Origin of the sequence: Murinocardiopsis flavida (genome assembly GCF_003014485.1) — a bacterium.
Taxonomy (GTDB): Bacteria; Actinomycetota; Actinomycetes; order Streptosporangiales; family Streptosporangiaceae; genus Murinocardiopsis; species Murinocardiopsis flavida.
Window position 1 is genome coordinate 34,842 of record NZ_PYGA01000022.1, and the last position, 16,370, is coordinate 51,211.

At 74.6% G+C, this 16,370-nt stretch carries 17 protein-coding genes; 8 read left to right on the forward strand and 9 right to left on the reverse strand.

Annotated elements, in window-relative coordinates:
• Positions 1-10: 10 nt before the first annotated feature.
• The 4 genes from CLV63_RS25690 to map form a co-directional block, all read right to left on the reverse strand.
• Entirely contained in the window at positions 11-2,044 is a 2,034-nt protein-coding gene (locus CLV63_RS25690) for a prolyl oligopeptidase family serine peptidase (protein WP_106585862.1), read from the reverse strand.
• Positions 2,045-2,096: 52 nt separating this feature from the next.
• A complete protein-coding gene (locus CLV63_RS25695) occupies positions 2,097-3,485 on the reverse strand; it encodes a M20/M25/M40 family metallo-hydrolase (RefSeq protein ID WP_106585792.1) in 1,389 nt (462 codons plus the stop codon).
• Positions 3,478-4,311, reverse strand: a complete 834-nt coding sequence (locus CLV63_RS25700; protein WP_106585793.1) for a M55 family metallopeptidase — start codon at positions 4,309-4,311, stop codon at positions 3,478-3,480. The genes CLV63_RS25695 and CLV63_RS25700 overlap by 8 nt, the downstream gene beginning before the upstream one ends.
• Before the next feature lie 104 nt (positions 4,312-4,415).
• Positions 4,416-5,267 (reverse strand): type I methionyl aminopeptidase, encoded by an 852-nt coding sequence (gene map / locus CLV63_RS25705; protein ID WP_106585794.1) that lies wholly within the window; start codon positions 5,265-5,267, stop codon positions 4,416-4,418.
• Between the two features lie 177 nt (positions 5,268-5,444).
• On the opposite strand from map, the gene CLV63_RS25710 reads away from it, so the two are divergent.
• Both CLV63_RS25710 and CLV63_RS25715 read left to right on the forward strand, forming a co-directional pair.
• Positions 5,445-5,630, forward strand: a complete 186-nt coding sequence (locus tag CLV63_RS25710) for a hypothetical protein (RefSeq protein ID WP_106585863.1) — start codon at positions 5,445-5,447, stop codon at positions 5,628-5,630.
• Between the two features lie 4 nt (positions 5,631-5,634).
• A complete protein-coding gene (locus CLV63_RS25715; RefSeq protein ID WP_106585795.1) occupies positions 5,635-6,315 on the forward strand; it encodes a hypothetical protein in 681 nt (226 codons plus the stop codon).
• Between the two features lie 18 nt (positions 6,316-6,333).
• On the opposite strand, the gene CLV63_RS25720 is transcribed toward CLV63_RS25715, so the two are convergent.
• Positions 6,334-6,924 (reverse strand): hypothetical protein, encoded by a 591-nt coding sequence (locus CLV63_RS25720; RefSeq protein ID WP_211301471.1) that lies wholly within the window; start codon positions 6,922-6,924, stop codon positions 6,334-6,336.
• Between the two features lie 157 nt (positions 6,925-7,081).
• Between CLV63_RS25720 and npdG the strand changes: the two genes are divergently transcribed.
• Together npdG and CLV63_RS25730 are read left to right on the forward strand one after the other, a co-directional pair.
• The gene (gene npdG, locus CLV63_RS25725; RefSeq protein WP_106585797.1) at positions 7,082-7,783 is read left to right on the forward strand and encodes an NADPH-dependent F420 reductase; all 702 of its coding nucleotides are present in this window, start codon (positions 7,082-7,084) and stop codon (positions 7,781-7,783) included.
• Between the two features lie 17 nt (positions 7,784-7,800).
• Entirely contained in the window at positions 7,801-8,574 is a 774-nt protein-coding gene (locus tag CLV63_RS25730) for a helical backbone metal receptor (RefSeq protein WP_211301472.1), read from the forward strand.
• A gap of 32 nt (positions 8,575-8,606) precedes the next feature.
• Here CLV63_RS25730 and CLV63_RS25735 read toward each other — a convergent pair whose 3' ends face one another.
• Positions 8,607-9,080 carry a VOC family protein gene (locus CLV63_RS25735; protein WP_106585798.1) on the reverse strand — a complete coding sequence of 158 codons (474 nt, stop codon included), beginning with the start codon at positions 9,078-9,080 and terminating at the stop codon, positions 8,607-8,609.
• 204 nt (positions 9,081-9,284) lie between these two features.
• Here CLV63_RS25735 and CLV63_RS25740 point away from each other — a divergent pair, with 204 nt between their 5' ends.
• Both CLV63_RS25740 and CLV63_RS25745 read left to right on the forward strand, forming a co-directional pair.
• Positions 9,285-10,061, forward strand: a complete 777-nt coding sequence (locus CLV63_RS25740) for a group II truncated hemoglobin (RefSeq protein WP_106585799.1) — start codon at positions 9,285-9,287, stop codon at positions 10,059-10,061.
• Between the two features lie 66 nt (positions 10,062-10,127).
• Positions 10,128-11,273, forward strand: coding sequence for a DUF4037 domain-containing protein (locus tag CLV63_RS25745; RefSeq protein WP_106585800.1), 1,146 nt, complete (start codon positions 10,128-10,130; stop codon positions 11,271-11,273).
• Here CLV63_RS25745 and CLV63_RS25750 read toward each other — a convergent pair.
• Both CLV63_RS25750 and panB read right to left on the reverse strand, forming a co-directional pair.
• Entirely contained in the window at positions 11,254-12,294 is a 1,041-nt protein-coding gene (locus CLV63_RS25750; RefSeq protein ID WP_106585801.1) for an LLM class F420-dependent oxidoreductase, read from the reverse strand. The two genes, CLV63_RS25745 and CLV63_RS25750, sit on opposite strands and share 20 nt — an antisense overlap.
• Before the next feature lie 154 nt (positions 12,295-12,448).
• Positions 12,449-13,315, reverse strand: coding sequence for a 3-methyl-2-oxobutanoate hydroxymethyltransferase (gene panB, locus CLV63_RS25755; protein WP_106585802.1), 867 nt, complete (start codon positions 13,313-13,315; stop codon positions 12,449-12,451).
• 239 nt (positions 13,316-13,554) lie between these two features.
• Between panB and CLV63_RS25760 the strand changes: the two genes are divergently transcribed.
• Both CLV63_RS25760 and CLV63_RS25765 read left to right on the forward strand, forming a co-directional pair.
• A complete protein-coding gene (locus CLV63_RS25760; protein WP_394339813.1) occupies positions 13,555-15,213 on the forward strand; it encodes a DHA2 family efflux MFS transporter permease subunit in 1,659 nt (552 codons plus the stop codon).
• Positions 15,214-15,218: 5 nt separating this feature from the next.
• Entirely contained in the window at positions 15,219-15,839 is a 621-nt protein-coding gene (locus CLV63_RS25765; protein ID WP_106585804.1) for a TetR/AcrR family transcriptional regulator, read from the forward strand.
• 39 nt (positions 15,840-15,878) lie between these two features.
• Here the strand turns inward: CLV63_RS25765 and CLV63_RS25770 are convergent, their stop codons facing one another.
• On the reverse strand, positions 15,879-16,307 hold the full coding sequence (locus tag CLV63_RS25770) for a PPOX class F420-dependent oxidoreductase (protein ID WP_106585805.1): 429 nt from the start codon (positions 16,305-16,307) through the stop codon (positions 15,879-15,881).
• Positions 16,308-16,370: the final 63 nt, after the last annotated feature.

Here is a 16,370-nt window from a genome sequence, read left to right on the forward strand (position 1 = left end):
CGGACCGGGGTCACGGGCGCAGCTCCAGCACCGGCGGGCCGCCCGCCGGTTCGAAGCCGAACACCTGCGCGTACAGCGACAGCTCCGCCTGCAACGCGGCGATGATCGTGGGCTCCTTGCGGAACCCGTGCTGCTCGCCGTCGAAGGTCAGGTAGGCGTGCGGGACGCCCTTGCCGTCGGCCGCCAGTGCCGCGATCCGCTCAAGGAAGCGCTCGCACTGCACGGGCGGGCAGATCGCGTCCTCCAACCCCTGCATCAGCACGAACGGGGCCGTGACCGACGCCGCCCGGTTCACCGGGGAGCGCTCCTCGTAGCGCTCGCGGGTCTGCGGCCACGGCCCCACGAGGCTTTCGAGGTACTGGGACTCGAAGTCGTGGGTCTCGCCGTTGCGCCAGCCCGCCAGGTCCAGGATGGGGTAGAGGATGGCCGCGCAGCTGAACACGTCGGTCGACGCCAGGGCCGCCGCGCTGGTCCAGCCGCCGGCGCTGCCGCCGCGGATGGCGATGCGCGCGGGATCGGCGGCGCCCTCCTCGGCGAGCGCCCCGGCGACGGCGGCGCAGTCCTCGACGTCGACGACGCCCCAGTTCTCCCTGAGCCGTTCGCGGTAGGCGCGGCCGAACCCGGTCGACCCGCCGTAGTTGACGACCGCCACCCCGATGCCGCGGCTGGTGAAGTACGCGATCTCCAGGTCGTGGACCATGGGCGCGCGGCTCGTGGGGCCGCCGTGCACCCAGACGGCGTAGGGCGCGGCGGCGTCGTCGGGCCCTGACGCGGCGGGGTTGCGCGGCGGGTGCACGACGGCGTGCACCTCGCGCTCGCCGCCCGCGGCGGGGCGGCAGGTGAAGACGCGGGGCCGCGGCGCCGACAGGTAGGGGGCGAGCGGGTCGGCGGTGTCGCCGCCGGGCCGGCTCAGCGAGCGCCACGCGGCCTTGTCGGGCTGGACCGCGATGACCTCGTGCGCCCGCTCGGCCGACGCGGCGATGCTCACGATGGTGGACCGGTCGGTCCCGGCGAGGGTCAGCCGCGGCGACCACTCGGTGAACGGGGTGGCGAGGTCGAAGAACCGGCCGGAGCGGGGTTCGGTCACGGCGATCCGGGTCGACGCGGTGCCGTGGACGGCCGCGATCCTGCCGTCGGGCAGCGGGCGCAGCCACCGCGCGCCGAGCTGCCACAGCGGCCCGCCGAACTCCTCCTCGACCGGACCGAGCGGCTCAACGGTGTCGCCGTCGGGGCCGATGGTGAGCCGGAACGGGTTCCACCAGCCCTCGGGGTCGCTCACGTAGTACAACCGGTCGGGGTTGGCCCATTCGACCTGGACGACCGCCTCGCGCGGCCCGCCGGCCACGGTGCGCGCCCCCGCCGCGCGGCCCTGGACGTCGATGTCGGCGACGCGCAGCTCGGTGGCGTCCCACGGCATGTCGGGGTGATTCCAGCCGATCCACGCCAGCCGCCTGCCGTTGGGCGACAGCCGCGGGCAGGCCAGGAACCGGTGCCCGGAGGCGACCTCGCGGACGGCGGCGGGGTCCTCGGCGGCGGAGCCGTCGAGGGGCACCGCGACGATGGCGCGGGCGACGTCGGTGGGCGCCGGGCCGGTGAGGGTCTCGCGGATGCACCACACCTCCCCGGTGCGCGGGCCCGCGACCGGTTCGACGTAGCGCAGCCCGCCGGGGATCTCGGGGACCGGGGTCAGCGCGGTCGGCTCGCCCCCGGAGTCGGGGGAGTAGAGGTACAGCCGCTGGTCGCTGTACTCGCTGAAGACCACGGCCGTGCCGGCGCCGTCGGCCAGCAGCGCGTAGGGGTGCCCGCCGTACTCGTGGACCCTGCTGCGGGCGTTCCACGGCGGCGGCAGCACGGTCTGCGGCGGGTCCTCGCGGTCGAGGCGGCTGCGCACCAGCGCCACCCGGCCGTCCTCCTCCGGGCGGCCCTCCGTCCACCACACCTCCTCGCCGAGGGCCTCCGGCCAGTTGGGCGTGCCGTCGTGGCGGGCGACGGTCGCCGCGTCGATGGGGGAGGGCCAGGAGCCGTAGGGCAGGCGCTCGGTCACGTCGGGGTCCTCACGTTCGGTGGGGATGGTGGCGGCGGGGTGGTACCCATCACTAGCGCCCGCCACCCGATGCGGTCAAGAACCGGTCCATGACCCGCGCACCGAAGTGCAGGGCCTCGACGGGCACGCGTTCGTCGACGCCGTGGAACAGGGTCCCGTACTCCAGGGAGGGCGGCATCAGCAGGGGGGTGAACCCGTACCCGGCGATGCCGAGGGCGGCGAACTGCTTGGCGTCGGTGCCGCCCGACATGCACACCGGGACCACGTGCGCCCCGGGGTCGTGGGCCAGCAGCGCCGCGCGCATCTCGCCGAACAGGGGCGCGTCGACCGGCGCCGATGCCGGGGTGGTGTGGTGCGCGAACTCCCAGTCGACCTTGGGGCCGGTGAGTTCGTCGAGGGTCGCGCGGAACTCCGCCTCGCCGCCGGGCAGGATCCGGCCGTCGACCCCCGCCGACGCGGTCTCCGGGATGACGTTCACCTTGTACCCGGCGTCGAGCATCGTGGGGTTGGCGCTGTTGCGCACGGTGGAGCGCAGCATCGCCGCCGCCGGGCCCAGCGCGTCGAGCAGCGGGTCGAGGTCGCGTTCGGGGTCGAACGCCGGGGAGTGCGGGTCGGCGGGCACCCCGACGGCGGCGGCGATGCCCGCCAGCGCGGCGCGGGTCACCGGGGTGAGCCGCACCGGCCAGCGGTGCGCGGAGATGCGGGCGACCGCCGCGGCCAGCGCCGCGACCGCGTTGTCGTAGTTGACCTTGGACCCGTGGCCGGCGGTGCCGTGCGCGCTGAGGCGCAGCCACGCGGTGCCCCGCTCGGCCGCCGCGACGGGGTAGATGCGGAGCGGGCCGCCGCCGGAATCGGCGGCGTGGAAGGTGTACCCGCCGGACTCGCTGACGCCCTCGGTGCACCCCTCGAACAGGTGGGCGTGCTCGCGCACGAGGTAGTCGGCGCCGTAGGCGGCGCTGTCCTCCTCGTCGGCGGTGAACGCGAGGACGATGTCGCGGCGCGGCCGCCGGCCGCTGCGCGCCCACTCCCGCACCACGGCGAGCACGACAGCGTCGGCGTTCTTCATGTCGATCGCGCCGCGGCCCCACACCATGCCGTCGCGGACCTCGCCGGAGAACGGGTGCACGCTCCACTGGGCAGGGTCGGCGGGGACGACGTCGAGGTGCCCGTGGACGAGCAGGGCCGGCGCCGCGGGGTCGCTGCCCGGCACCCGTGCCACCACATTGGAGCGGCCCGGGGCGGCCTCCAGGACGGCGGGTTCGATCCCGGCCTCGGCGAGGCGCTCGGCGACGTACTCGGCGGCCGGCCGCTCACGGCAGTCGCCGCCGCCGCGGTTGGTGGTGTCGATCCGGATCAGGTCGGAGGTGAACCGGACGGCCTCGTCGTCGCGGACGCTACCAGCGCCGGTGTGCGGGGCCGTGCGCGTGGTGTGCTCAGCCATAGGTGCGCTCCACCGCCGCCGAGATGAGCGTGGTCACGGCCTTGAAGCAGCGGATCATCGCGTAGGCGCCGGGCGCCGTGTAGCGGACCCGCCGCTCCCCGATCTGGGTCACCCCGGGCACCATGGCGGCGGCGCCGGCCAGCTGCGCGGCGTCGACCTCCACCTCCACCGTGAGTTCGCCGTGCGCGACCGGTGCCGTGCGCCGCGCCAGCGGCGCGGCGGACTCCGCGGCCGCAGCGATGTCGGCGAACGTCCGGGCGGGCGGGCGGCACACGGCGGCGTAGCGCGACACGTGGTCCTTCACGGCGACCGTGCGGGCCGCCGGTGCGTAGGTCGCGGCGTCGTCGCAGGCGCGGTCGTCGCCGGTGACCAGGACGACGGGGCTGCCGTACGCGGCGGTGACGTGGGCGTTGAGCCGCCCCTCGCTCGCGGGTTCGCCGTCGAGCCACACCCCGGTGATGGAGTTCGGCAGGTAGGTGTGCGCGAGGACGCCTTCGGCGCCCGCGCCGCAGTGGTAGCCGAGGAACGCGACGCCGTCGACGTCGCCGTGCTGCACCCCCTCGACCATCGTGAGGTCCTTGTGCCGACCGGTGAGCATGGTGGCGCGGTCGTCCAGCTCCTCCAGCAGCAGGTTGCGCATCGTGGAGTGCGCCTCGTTGACGAGGACCGAGGTGGCGCCGCCCGCGAAGAAGCCCGCGATGGCGCCGTTGACGTCGGAGGTGAACATGGTGCGGCAGCGCTGCCACTGCTCGGTGCCGGGCTCGACGTCGGCGGGCCAGGTGACCCCCGTCGCCCCCTCCATGTCGGCCGAGATGAGGATCTTCACGGTGCCCGACCCTATTGCCTCGCGTCCGCGGCCGCACGCGGCGGCACCGGTGGGCGCCGCCGCGTGCGGGGGGTGCGGACAGGGTGTGCGGGTGGAGCGGCGCCTTACGGCAGGGTGAGGATCTCGGCGCCGGTGGCGGTGATGACGAGGGTGTGCTCGAACTGGGCGGTGCGCCTGCGGTCGGACGTGACCGCGGTCCAGCCGTCGTCCCACACGTCGTAGGCGATGTCGCCCAGGGTGATCATGGGCTCGATCGTGAACGTCATGCCCGGCACCATCTCGGTGTCGGCGCGGGGGTCGTCGTAGTGCGGGATCACCAGGCCGGAGTGGAACTCCGGGCCGACGCCGTGGCCCGTGAAGTCGCGGACCACCCCGTAGCCGAAGCGCTTGGCGTAGGACTCGATGACCCGCCCGATGATGTTGACCTGGCGGCCCGGGCGGCACGCCTTGATGGCGCGCATGGTGGCCTCGCGGGTGCGCTCGACCAGCAGCCGCGACTCGTCGTCGGCGGTGCCCGCGACGAAGGTGGCGTTGGTGTCGCCGTGGACGCCGCCGATGTAGGCCGTGATGTCGATGTTGACGATGTCGCCGTCGGCGACCACGGTGTCGTCGGGGATGCCGTGGCAGATGACCTCGTTCAGCGAGGAGCACAGCGACTTCGGGAAGCCCTTGTACCCGAGCGTGCTCGGGTAGGCGCCGTGGTCGATGAGGAACTCGTGGCCGACCCGGTCGAGTTCGTCGGTCGTGACGCCGGGCACGATGTGCCGGCCGACCTCGTCGAGGGCCTGCGCGGCGATGCGTCCGGCGACGCGCATGCGCTCGATGGTCTCGGGGGTCTGGATGTCGCCGAGGACCCCTTCGACCGGGCGTTTGCGCCCGACGTACTCGGGTCGCTCGATGCTGCCGGGGACCCTGCGCGGCGGCGATAGGCGCCCGGGGACAAGCGGAGTCGTCATGTCTGCGAAGTCTACCGACCCGCCGTGCTGACATGGGGCTGCGCCCCGGCGCCCGGCGGCGGGCCGGGTGCCCGCGGGATTCCGGTGTGCGCCGCCGCCGCGCGCGGGGCCGGGCGGATGGCAGGCTGGGTGCGGGCGCGCGGGCGCGCGCCCGGATCGACCCGGCGGGAGGCGGCGATGAGCGGACCGATGGACGGCGACTGGTGGTACTGCCTCAAGCACGGCCGCGTCGAACACGGCGCGGGCTGCCCGGACAATGTGCGCATGGGCCCCTACCCCGATGAGCCCTCGGCGGCGAACGCGCTGCGGCACGCCGCGGAGCGCAACGAGGCGTGGGACGCCGAGGAGGAGCGGGAGGAGTAGCCGCGTGGCCGATCCGGCGCCGCGCACAGCGGCGGAGCACGTCCGGGCGGACGCCCCGCGTGCCGGCGGCCCGCGCGCCGTGCGGCGGACCCGGCGGGTCGTCGTGGCGGTGCTGGTGCTCGGGCTCGTCGCGGCGGGGTTCGCGGCGTTCGCCGCCGTGCCCCTCGGGCGGCGCTTCTACCTGCTGGAGGCGCCCGTGCTCTACGCCGTCGCGGCGCCGGCCTGCTGGTTCGCCGCGACCGTGCTCTACTCCGTTGCCGCGCGGCGCGTCTGGGGGCACCGGGTCTGGGTGATCGTGGTGGTCGCCGTCGCCGGGGCGCTGCTGTGCGCGGCGGGGGCGGTCCTCGCGTCGCTGGTCGCCCTGGTGCATTCCGGCCCACCAGAGGAGACGGTGGCCGCCGAGGTCGCGCCGGGCGGGCGGCACGTCCTGGTCGCGGAGTCCTACGTCAGCGTCATCGACCCGTCCTGCCGGGTGTACCTGCGCGAGCGCGGCGGACCGTTCAGCAGGCAGGTCGTGGTCTGGGACCGGCAGGAGGCCCCGTGCCCCGAGCGCATGGAGTTCGCGGGCGGGAACCGGATCCGGATCGTCGAGGAGGCGGTGCCGGGCCGGGACACCGCCCCGCCGCTCACGACGACCTTCGACCGGCGGCGGATGAGCGTCGCGGAGGAGCTCGGCGGCTGGTGAGGCGGGGCCCCGCGCCCGTCACTCGCCGATGCGGGGGCCGCTCACGACGTCGAGGAAGCGGTTGAGCCGGTCGCGCAGGCCCGGGCGGCGCTGCGCGCGCGGATGCCCCGCCGCGGTGCTCACCAGGTGTTGCAGGCTCTCGAACGACAGCGGGTCGGTCGCCGGGTCGAGGGTGATGGAGTCGTGGGCGAGCGCGGTCAGCTCCCGGTCGCCCTGGTCGAGTGCGAGGACGGTGGCACCGGTGCGCCGGGCGTCGTCGACCCGTTCGAGCAGCGGGACCGGCGCCTCGGCCGCCGAGTTGACGACGAACAGGGTCTCCCCCTGCCGGACCTCCGCCAGCCGGTCGAGGCCGACGCGCAGGTGGGCGGGTGCCCCGGGAGCGGGGTCCCAGCGGACGAGCGTGGGCGAGAGCTGCGGCAGCCCCGCGTACCTGCTCTCGTCGTCCAGGTGCGCCGTGAGGTGCCACGGCTCCTCCTCGGGGGTGCCCATGAGCAGCAGCCCGCCGGGGTCGCGCGTGTGGCGCAGCGCGCGGGCCAGCTCCTCGGCGCGGTCGACCCACGGGGTCGCCGCGAGGAGTTCGTGCAGTGCCGCTACGTGATGGGCTTCCACGCACCCATGGTGCCCTACGCGCGCGGCCCGCCGCAGCCGCTCCGCCCGGTTCGCCCGCCGGGGCCGGAGAGCGGGGCGGCCGGCGCGGCCGAAGCGCCCGCGGCGCGCCGGTGACCCGGAGGCACTGGGGCGCGGCCCGGCCTGAAATGATCGGGGGATGGCAGCAGACCAGAAGTCTCCTCACGACCTCCCCGATGTAGCGGGGCTGTCCGTCGCGGTCCTGGGCGGAACCGGCGACCAGGGGCGCGGGCTCGCCCGGCGGTTCGCGATGGCGGGGCACCGCGTCGTCATCGGCTCCCGCAGCGCCGAGCGCGCCGAGACCGCGGCCGCCGAAGTCGGGCAGGGCCTCGGCGCCGGCGCGGACATCAGCGGGGCCGACAACGCGGCGGCGGCCCGGCAGGGCGACCTCGTCGTGGTCGCCGTGCCGTGGGACGGCCACCGGGCGCTGCTCGAATCGCTCGCCGACGCGCTGGCCGACAAGATCGTCATCGACTGCGTCAACCCGCTGGGCTTCGACAAGAAGGGCGCGTTCGCCCTGGACGTGCCCGAGGGCAGCGCGGCTCAGCAGGCCGAGGCGGTGCTGCCGCGCAGCCGCGTCGTCGCCGCCTTCCACCACGTCTCGGCGGTGGTGCTGCTCGACCCCGAGGTCGACCGGGTGGACCTCGACGTCCTCGTCCTCGGCGACGACCGCGACGCCACCGACACGGTGCGCGCCCTCGCGGCGCGGATCTCGGGGGTGCGCGGCATCTACGGCGGCCGCCTCCGCAACGCCCACCAGGTGGAGGCGCTGACCGCGAACATCATCTCGGTGAACCGGCGCTACAAGGCGCACGCGGGGATCCGCATCACGGACGTGTGAGCGGTGGCGGGAGCGGCGTGACCAGTGGGCCCGCCGTCGACGACACCGGGGCGACCGTCGAGGTGCCGGCCCGGGTGCGCCGCGTGGTCTCCCTGGTCCCGTCGCTGACGGAGGCGGTCGCCGTCACCGACCCCGGCCTGCTGGTGGGCGCGACCGACTGGTGCGCCCACCCGCCGGGCCTGGCCCTCGCCCGGGTGCGCGGCACCAAGAACCCCGACCTCGACCTGGTGCGGGAGCTGCGCCCCGACCTCGTCGTGGCGAACTTCGAGGAGAACCGGCAGGGCGACCTCGACGTGCTCCGCCTGGCGGGGATCCCCGTGTGGGTGACGGTCATCCGCACCCTGCCCGAAGCGCTGACGAGCCTGGACCGGATGCTGTCGGCGTGCGGCCTGGACGCCCCGGCGTGGCTCCAGGCGGCGACCGACGCGTGGGGCGACGTGATCGCGCGCCGGCCCCGGCCGTGGGCGCACGCGATCGTGCCGATCTGGCGGCGTCCCTGGATGGTGCTGGGCCGCGACACCTTCGCCGGGGACGTCCTCGCCCGGCTCGGCGTCGCCAACGTGCACGCGGGGTCGGGCGGGCGCTACCCCAAGGTGCCGATCGAGGAGCTGACATCGGGGCCCGCCGACCTGGTCGTCCTGCCCGACGAGCCGTACGCGTTCTCCGCGTCCGACGGCCCGGAGGCGTTCCCCGGCCTGCCCGCCGCGCTGGTCAGCGGCCGCCACCTGACCTGGTACGGCCCGTCGCTGGTGGAGGCGCGCGCGGTGCTGGAGCGGCAACTCGCCCGGTGACGGTGCCGGGCGCCGGGCCGCTCGCGGGCGGGCTACGCCCCGTCGGCGGCGTTCTTCAGGGCGGCGATGTCGAGCTTGCCCATGGTGAGCATGGCCGCCATCGCGGCCTGGGACCGCTTCGGGTCGGGGTCGCCGACCAGTTCGGCCAGGACCGTCGGGACGATCTGCCAGGACAGGCCGAACCTGTCCTTCAGCCAGCCGCAGGGCCCCTGCTCGCCGCCCTCGGCGAGCCGCTCCCAGTAGTAGTCGACCTCGTCCTGGGTCTTGCAGTCCACCTGGAAGGACACGGCCTCGCTGAACGTGAACTCCGGCCCGCCGTTCAGCGCGACGTAGCGCTGGCCGTCCAGTTCGAAGGTGACGGTCATGACCGAGCCCTCGGGGCGTGGGCCCGCCGAGCCGTAGCGGGTCACCTCCAGGATCTTGGAGTCGGCGAAGACGCCGGTGTAGAAGTTCGCGGCCTCTTCGCCCTGGGTGTCGAACCATAGACACGGTGTGGGTCTCGGCATGGTGGGCTCCTCCCTGTCTGCACGGCCCCACCTGGTGCGGAGCCGCGCTGGGCGCTTGGGATCACCATGCCACGGGGCGGCATCGGCCGCCACGGTCTCCGCCCGCCGCCCCGCCGGTTCCGCTGCGTGACGGCGGGCCGCGATTACCGCGATGTGGCGCGCACGCAATGGTGGCGTGCGGCGGCCGGTGCTTGGCTCCTGGGCATGACCCTTGAGTACATCAGGTACCGCATCGCCGAACCCGATCGAGCGGAGTTCGAGGCCGCCTGCGCCCGGGCCGCGGTGCCCTTGGCGTCGGCGCCCCAGTGCAGGGCATACGAGCTCTCCCATTGCGAGGAGGAACCCGGCAGCTACATCCTGCGGATCGACTGGACGTCGACAGAGGACCACCTCAAGGGCTTCCGGGCCAGTGACGCGTTCCACGCCTTCGTCGCCGAGGTCCGGCCCTACGTGCGCGACATCGAGGAGATGCGGCACTACGCACCCACCCGCGTCGCGGGGGCCGGCGCCGGAGCCGCAGAGGACACCGCGCCGAACCTGTACGAGTGGGCCGGGGGCGCCGAGGCATGGGAGCGGCTGACCGAGGCGTTCTACCGCGAGGTGCACCGCGACGACCTCCTCGAACCGCTGTTCCGGCACATGGACGCGCACCACCCCCACTACGTCGCGCTGTGGCTCGCCGAGGTCTTCGGCGGGCCGGAGCACTACACCGAGGAGCGCGGCGGCTTCCAGCGCATGGCCGACCGGCACCTCGGCAAGGGCATCACCGAGCAGCAGCGCCGCCGCTGGATCTCCCTGCTCATGGACGCGGCCGACGAGGTGGGCCTGCCCGCCGACCCGGAGTTCCGGTCGGCCTTCACCGGCTACATCGAATGGGGGACCCGGCTGGCGGTCGCCAACTCCCGGCCGGGCGCCGGTGCCGCCGGGTGGGCCCCCGTCCCGAAATGGGGGTGGGGCGTCGCACCGCCCCGGCGGTCCTGACCCCCGCCCCGCGGCACCGCGAAACGGGCTTGTCCGCCATTGCGCGGCGCTCCTAGGATCGGCCGGGTGACGGCGACCTTCATCCCTGGCGCGCGGCTGTGCGGGCTCTTCTTCCGCGAGGCGGTGCGGCCCGTGCTCGCCGCCGCCTTCCCCGGGCTGCGCTACAGCGCCGCGCGCATCGGGGAGGGGTCCGACGTCCTCGGCTTCGACAGCGCCCGCTCCACCGACCACGACTGGGGGCCGCGGGTGCACCTGTTCCTCGACCCCGAGGTGGCGCGCACGCAGGGCCCCGCCATCAGCGCCGTGCTCGACCGGCGGCTGCCCGAGCGGTTCCGCGGCTGGCCGGTCCGCTACACGCGGCACGAGGACGGCACCGACGCCGCGGCCGCCGACGGGGCGGGTGAGCACCGGGTGGCGGTCACCGACCCCGGCTCGTTCCTGCGCGCCCGCCTCGGCGTCGACCCGCGCGGGGGCATCGCGACGACCGACTGGCTCGCCGTGCCGGCCCAGCGGTTCGCCGAGGTCACGGGTGGCGCGGTCTACCACGACGGGCTGCGCGACGACAGCGGCGAAGGCGCGCTGACAGCGCTGCGCGCGCGGCTCGCCTGCTACCCCGACGACGTCCGCCGCTACCTCGCGGCCGCCCTGTGGGTGCGGTTGGACCAGGAGGAGCCGTTCGTCGGGCGCGCGGCCGAGGCGGGCGACGACCTCGGCAGCCGCGTGGTCGCGGCGCGCCAGGCCCGCGACGTGATGCGGCTGTGCCTGCTGCTCGCGCGCCGCTACCCCCCGTACTCCAAGTGGCTGGGCACCGCGTTCGCCCAGGTCCCCGAGGCCGCGCCGGCCGCCGAACGGCTGGGCGCCGCGCTGGCTGCGGCCGACCCCGCCGAACGCCAGGACGCCCTCGCCGGGGCCTACGAGGAGGTCGCGGCCTGGCAGAACGGCGCGGTGGTGCTGAGCGGCGCCCCGCTGGCGTCGCCGCGCGACCCGCGGACCCGCCCCTTCCACGCCCGCCCGTACCCGGTGCTGGACGCCCGGCGGTTCGCCGAGGCGCTCATGGAGCGGGTCGACGACCCTTTCCTGCGCGCGCTCCCGCTCGTGGGCGGGGTCGACCAGATCGCCGACTCCACCGACGTCCTCACCCGCCCCGGCCTCGCCCGCGCCCTCGCCTCCGCCGCAGCGGAGGAGGGGGCGGTCAGCTCAGCCAGCCGTTGACCTTCTCGATCAGCGCCACGGGGTCGTCGGCCGCGGGGGTGACGTTGAGGTGGGTGACCCCCGCCTCGCGGAACGCCTCGACCCGCTCCCTGACGTAGGACTCCGGCCCGACCAGGTTGGTGAGTTCCAGCATCTCCTCGGGCACCGCCGCCGCCGCGCCCTCCTTGTCGCCGGCCAGGTACCGGTCCTGGATCTCGGCCGCCGCGTCGGCGTAGCCGTAGCGCTGGGCGAGCGTGTTGTAGAAGTTCTTGCCCTTGGCGCCCATGCCGCCGACGTACAGCGCGATCATGGGCCGGGCGAAGTCGAGCAGCGCCTTGGTCTCGGGGCCCTCGCCGATGGCGAGCATGCCGCCGGCGGCGATCTGGAGGGGGCCGAGGTCGGGGGATCGCTTGGCGGCGCCCTCGGCGAGCGCCGCGCCCCACACCGCGTCGGCCTTCTCCGGGATGAAGAGGATGGGCAGCCAGCCGTCGGCGATCTCGGCGGTCAGGGCCACGTTCTTCGCGCCGAGGGACGCGATGAAGGTGGGGATCGCCGGGCGCACGGGGTGGTTGATCAGCTTGAGCGGCTTGCCGAGGCCGGTGCCGTCCTCCGGGGGCAGCGGCAGGGTGAAGACCGCGCCGTCGTGGGTCAGGCGCTCCTCCCGCGCCCAGATCTTGCGGCAGATCTCCACGGTCTCCCTGGTGGCGGCGAGCGGGCGCTTGTAGGGGACGCCGTGCCAGCCCTCGATGACCTGGGGGCCGCTGGCGCCGAGGCCGAGGACGGCGCGTCCGTCGGAGAGGTAGTCGAGCCCCGCTGCGGTCTGCGCGATGAGGGAGGGGGTGCGGGTGTAGACGTTGAGGATGGCCGCGGCGATGTTGACGCGCTCGGTGCGGGCGGCGATATAGCCCATGAAGGTGGGGCTGTCGTAGCCGTACGCCTCGGCGACCCAGACGGTGTCGAGTCCGACCTTCTCCAGTTCGACGACCTGGTCGACGGCCTGCTTCGGGTCGCCCGCGTATTGCAGGGGCATGGAGATGCGCATCGTCGCCTCCGTTGTGGGTCGCATGGGGAACGCGCCGGAACAGCAGCGACTCTACCGCCGAGTAGCGTTCGGTTTCGCGGCGGCCCGCCACCGTGTCCGGCGATGCGCGGGCCCCGGGCCGCGTGGGCGGACCCGGGGCCGAGCGGTGCCGGGATCAGGCGTAGGAGTGCTCTTCGTCGGGGAACGTGCCCGCGACGACCTCCTCGGCGTACGCCGACGCGGCGTCCCTGAGGGCGTCGCCGATCTTGGCGTACTCCTTGACGAACTTGGCGACCCGCGGGCTGAGCCCCGCCATGTCCTGCCAGACGAGGACCTGGGCGTCGGTCCCGCTGCCCGCTCCGATGCCGATGGTGGGGATGGTCAGGTGCGCCGTGATGTCGGCGGCGAGGTCCTTGGGCACGCATTCGAGGACGACGGAGAACGCGCCGGCGCGCTCCAGCTCCTTGGCGTCGGCGAGCAGCCGGGCGCCCTCCTCACCGCGTCCCTGGACGCGGTAGCCGCCGAGCGTGTTCACCGACTGGGGGGTGAGCCCGACGTGGCCCATGACCGGGACACCGGCCGCGACCAAGGTCTCGACCTGGGGTGCGACCCGGTGGCCGCCTTCGAGCTTGACCGCGTGCGCGCCGCCCTCCTTCATCAGCCGGGCCGCCGAGGCGAGCGCCTGCTCGGGCGACGCCTGGAAGGAGCCGAAGGGGAGGTCGGCGACGACGAGGGCCCTGCTGGTGCCGCGGGCGACCGCCGCGGTGAGCGGGACGAGGTCGTCGACGGTGACGGGGATGGTGGAGTCGTGGCCGTAGACGACCATTGCCGCGGAGTCGCCGACGAGCAGGACGGGGATCCCCGCGTCGTCGAAGACGCGCGCGGTGAGCGCGTCGTAGGCGGTGAGCATGGGCCAGCGCTCGCCGCGGCGCTTGGCCTCGGCGATGTCGCGGACGGTGACCCGCCGGGAGGTGGTGCCGCCGTAGAGGGCGTTGGGGGCGCTCGCGGCGGGGGTTGGGGTCTTCGGGGCAGACGTCGACATTGTGCGTTCCTCCGTGATCTCGAAGCGCCGTGGGGCGTCCCCGGATCGTTGTGGTCGACACGGTTTCTCGCCGGTGGGGCCGACGAGCGCGGCCGGTGCGCGGCCGGTGCATTCATCATCGCACGCACCTAAAACGGGCATCGAGGCCGAGGTGTTCCCGCGCCGGTTTCCCATGGCGAAACCGACTTGCGAAACGATACCGACTCGTATTGAAATAGGGCGGTACACCCCTTTCAGCCATGTTCTTCAGTCACGTTGAGGAGTCGATGATGTCGGTGCAGACACCGGACCGACCCGCCGGACACCGGCGGCGCTGGGCCGTCCTCGGTGTCTTGGTGATCTGCCTGCTCGTGGTGGTGCTCGACAACACCATCCTGAACGTCGCGCTGCGGGTCATCTCCGACCCCGAGATCGGGCTCGGCGCCTCGCAGAGCGAGTTGGCCTGGGCGATCAACTCCTACACGCTGGTCTTCGCCGGGCTGCTGTTCACCTGGGGCGTCATCGGCGACCGCATGGGCCGCAAGCGCGTGCTGATGTTCGGCCTCGTCGTGTTCGGCCTCGGCTCGTTCGCGTCCGCCTACGCCCAGGACCCCGCGCAGCTCATCGCCGCGCGGGCCGTCATGGGGCTGGGCGGCGCCGCGGTCATGCCGCAGACCCTCTCGATCATCACCAACGTGTTCGAGCCCGAGCAGCGGGCCCGCGCGATCGGGATCTGGGCCGGCGCGGTCGGGCTGGCACTCGGCATCGGGCCGCCGCTGGGCGGCCTGCTCCTCGCGCACTTCTGGTGGGGGTCGGTGTTCCTCATCAACGTGCCGATCGTGGTCGTGGCCCTCGCGCTGATGCTGTGGCTGGTGCCGGAGTCGCGCAACGAGCGCCCCGGCCGGCTCGACCCGCTCGGCGTCCTGATGTCGATCGTCGGCCTCGTCCTGCTGGTCTACGGCATCATCACCGCGGGGGAGCGCGGTTCGCTGGCCGACCCCGAGGTCTACCTGTCGATCGCGGCCGGCGCCGCCGTCCTCGCCGTGTTCGTCTGGCACGAGTCGCGCATCGAGCACCCGGCGCTCAACGTCCGCCTGTTCCGCAACCCGCAGCTCAGCGTCGCCGTGCTGGCGATCATGCTGATGTTCTTCGCGCTGGCCGGGGTGATCTTCTTCATCAACTTCTACTGGCAGAGCGTCCGCGAGTTCTCCCCGCTCCAGGCGGGCCTGCTGGTGATCCCCGTCGCGGTGGCGCAGGTGGTGTTCGCCCCGATCAGCTCCTCGCTCGTGGCGCGCTTCGGGCCGCGGCTCGTCTGCGCCAGCGGACTGGCACTGGCGTCGCTGGCGCTGGGCAGCTACGCGCTGATCGACCGCACCACCCCCGTGTGGCTCATCGAGGTGGCGTTCTTCGCCCAGGGCACCGGCATGGCCGTGGCGATGACCCCGACCACCGTCGCCATCATGAACGCCGTGCCGCGCGAACAGGCCGGCGCCGCTTCGGCGGTGCAGAACACCGCGCGCCAGGTCGCCACCGCTCTGGGCGTGGCCGTCCTGGGCGCCCTGGTCTCGGCGTTCTACCGCTCCGGCATCGGCCCGGCGCTCGACGGCCTGGACGGCGTGCCCGCGCCCGTCCGCTCGGCGGCGGGCGAGTCCATCGAGGGCACCATGGCGCTGGCGCGGTCCCTGGGCGCGCCGGGCGCCGCGCTGGTGGAGCCCGCGAAGTCGGCGTTCCTGTCGGGGATGCACATGGCGGCGCTGTGCTCGATGGGCATCGGGCTGTTCGGCATGCTCGTCGTCCTGGTCTGGATGCCGGGCCGCCGCGCGCGCGGCGGCCCGGCGGCGCCCGGGCCCGAGGTGGCGGCGGGCGGCGCGACCCGGCAGAGTGGCGCCGGCAGCCGGACCGCGACAGCGAGGGACTGACTCCCGTGACCGAGACCAGCGCAGCACCGACCGGAACCCGCGCGCCCGGCCGGCCCCGCAGCCGCGAGGCCGGGGCGGCGATCCTCGCGGCGGCGCTGGAGCTGCTGGCCGAGCGCAGGTACATCGCGAAGATCTCGGTCGCCGCCATCGCCGCCCGCGCCGGTGTCGGCAAGGCCACCATCTACCGGCGCTGGGCCGCGAAGGAGGAGCTGTTCACCGACGCGGTCGCCACCCTGCGGCCGCCCCTGCCGGCGCTGGCGGGCGTTTCGGTGCGCGACGACCTCGTCGACCTGCTGGCGCAGGTCTGCGCCGAGGGCGACAGCCCGCTCGACCGCGCGCTCGGCGTGCTGATGCTCAACGACGACCACCTCGAGCTGGTGGTGCGCATCAAGCGGACGGTCTTCGGGCCCCGCGACGAGCAGATGCGCGCGGTGCTGCGCCGCGGCGCGCGGACAGGGGAGCTGCGGCCCGGCTTCCCGCCGCAGACCGTGCGGCACCTGCTCGTCGGCGGGGCGCTCATGGCGCGCAGGTCCGAGGGCACCCGCCCCCCGCGCGATTGCGCCGCGGAACTGGTGGACACCCTCCTCGACGGTCTGTGCGCCGCACCGGCCGCCGATCCCGGCTGACCCGCCGGGCGCACCCGGCGGGCCCGGCCCGGGTCGCCGTCAGTCCGGGTCGACGGTGATCTCCAGGCCCACGGGGGCGCCGCCGCGGGCGCGCGGGCGGGCGATGAACGTGACGAGCGTGAACCAGCGGAACCGGCCCCGGTACTTCGCGGCCAGCGCGCGCGTTGCCGCGGCCAGTTCCGCCGCGGGCAGGACCCGTGCCGTGCCGCCGCGCCACGCCCCGTGCGGGGTGCCGGAGAAGTCCGACGGCGCGATCTCGACGCGGGGGTCCGCGCGGAGGCGCCGCACCTTCCAGGACCGGCCCGGGGTGTAGGCGTAGAGGCGGCCGCCCGCGGGGGCGAGCCAGATCGGGGTGGACACAGGGGAGCCGTCGGACCGGAAGGTGCGAAGCGCGTAGTACTCGCTGCGGTCGAAGACCACCGGGCCGCTCGGGTCGCCCGCTGGTTCGGGCGGTCGCTGCCGGGACATGGCGCCAGCCTCCCCGGAAATGGGCCCCGCGGGCAAGCCGCGGCCGCCCCGCAGCGAGGTCCC

Bases quoted from the DNA above. Each gene is read 5' to 3' on its own strand.
- CLV63_RS25695 (WP_106585792.1), bottom strand. From the start codon at position 3,485: ATGGCTGAGCACACCACGCGCACGGCCCCGCACACCGGCGCTGGTAGC.
- map (WP_106585794.1), bottom strand. From the start codon at position 5,267: ATGACGACTCCGCTTGTCCCCGGGCGCCTATCGCCGCCGCGCAGGGTC.
- CLV63_RS25710 (WP_106585863.1), top strand. From the start codon at position 5,445: ATGAGCGGACCGATGGACGGCGACTGGTGGTACTGCCTCAAGCACGGC.
- npdG (WP_106585797.1), top strand. From the start codon at position 7,082: ATGGCAGCAGACCAGAAGTCTCCTCACGACCTCCCCGATGTAGCGGGG.
- CLV63_RS25735 (WP_106585798.1), bottom strand. From the start codon at position 9,080: ATGCCGAGACCCACACCGTGTCTATGGTTCGACACCCAGGGCGAAGAG.
- CLV63_RS25740 (WP_106585799.1), top strand. From the start codon at position 9,285: ATGACCCTTGAGTACATCAGGTACCGCATCGCCGAACCCGATCGAGCG.
- CLV63_RS25750 (WP_106585801.1), bottom strand. From the start codon at position 12,294: ATGCGCATCTCCATGCCCCTGCAATACGCGGGCGACCCGAAGCAGGCC.
- panB (WP_106585802.1), bottom strand. From the start codon at position 13,315: ATGTCGACGTCTGCCCCGAAGACCCCAACCCCCGCCGCGAGCGCCCCC.
- CLV63_RS25760 (WP_394339813.1), top strand. From the start codon at position 13,555: ATGTTCTTCAGTCACGTTGAGGAGTCGATGATGTCGGTGCAGACACCG.
- CLV63_RS25770 (WP_106585805.1), bottom strand. From the start codon at position 16,307: ATGTCCCGGCAGCGACCGCCCGAACCAGCGGGCGACCCGAGCGGCCCG.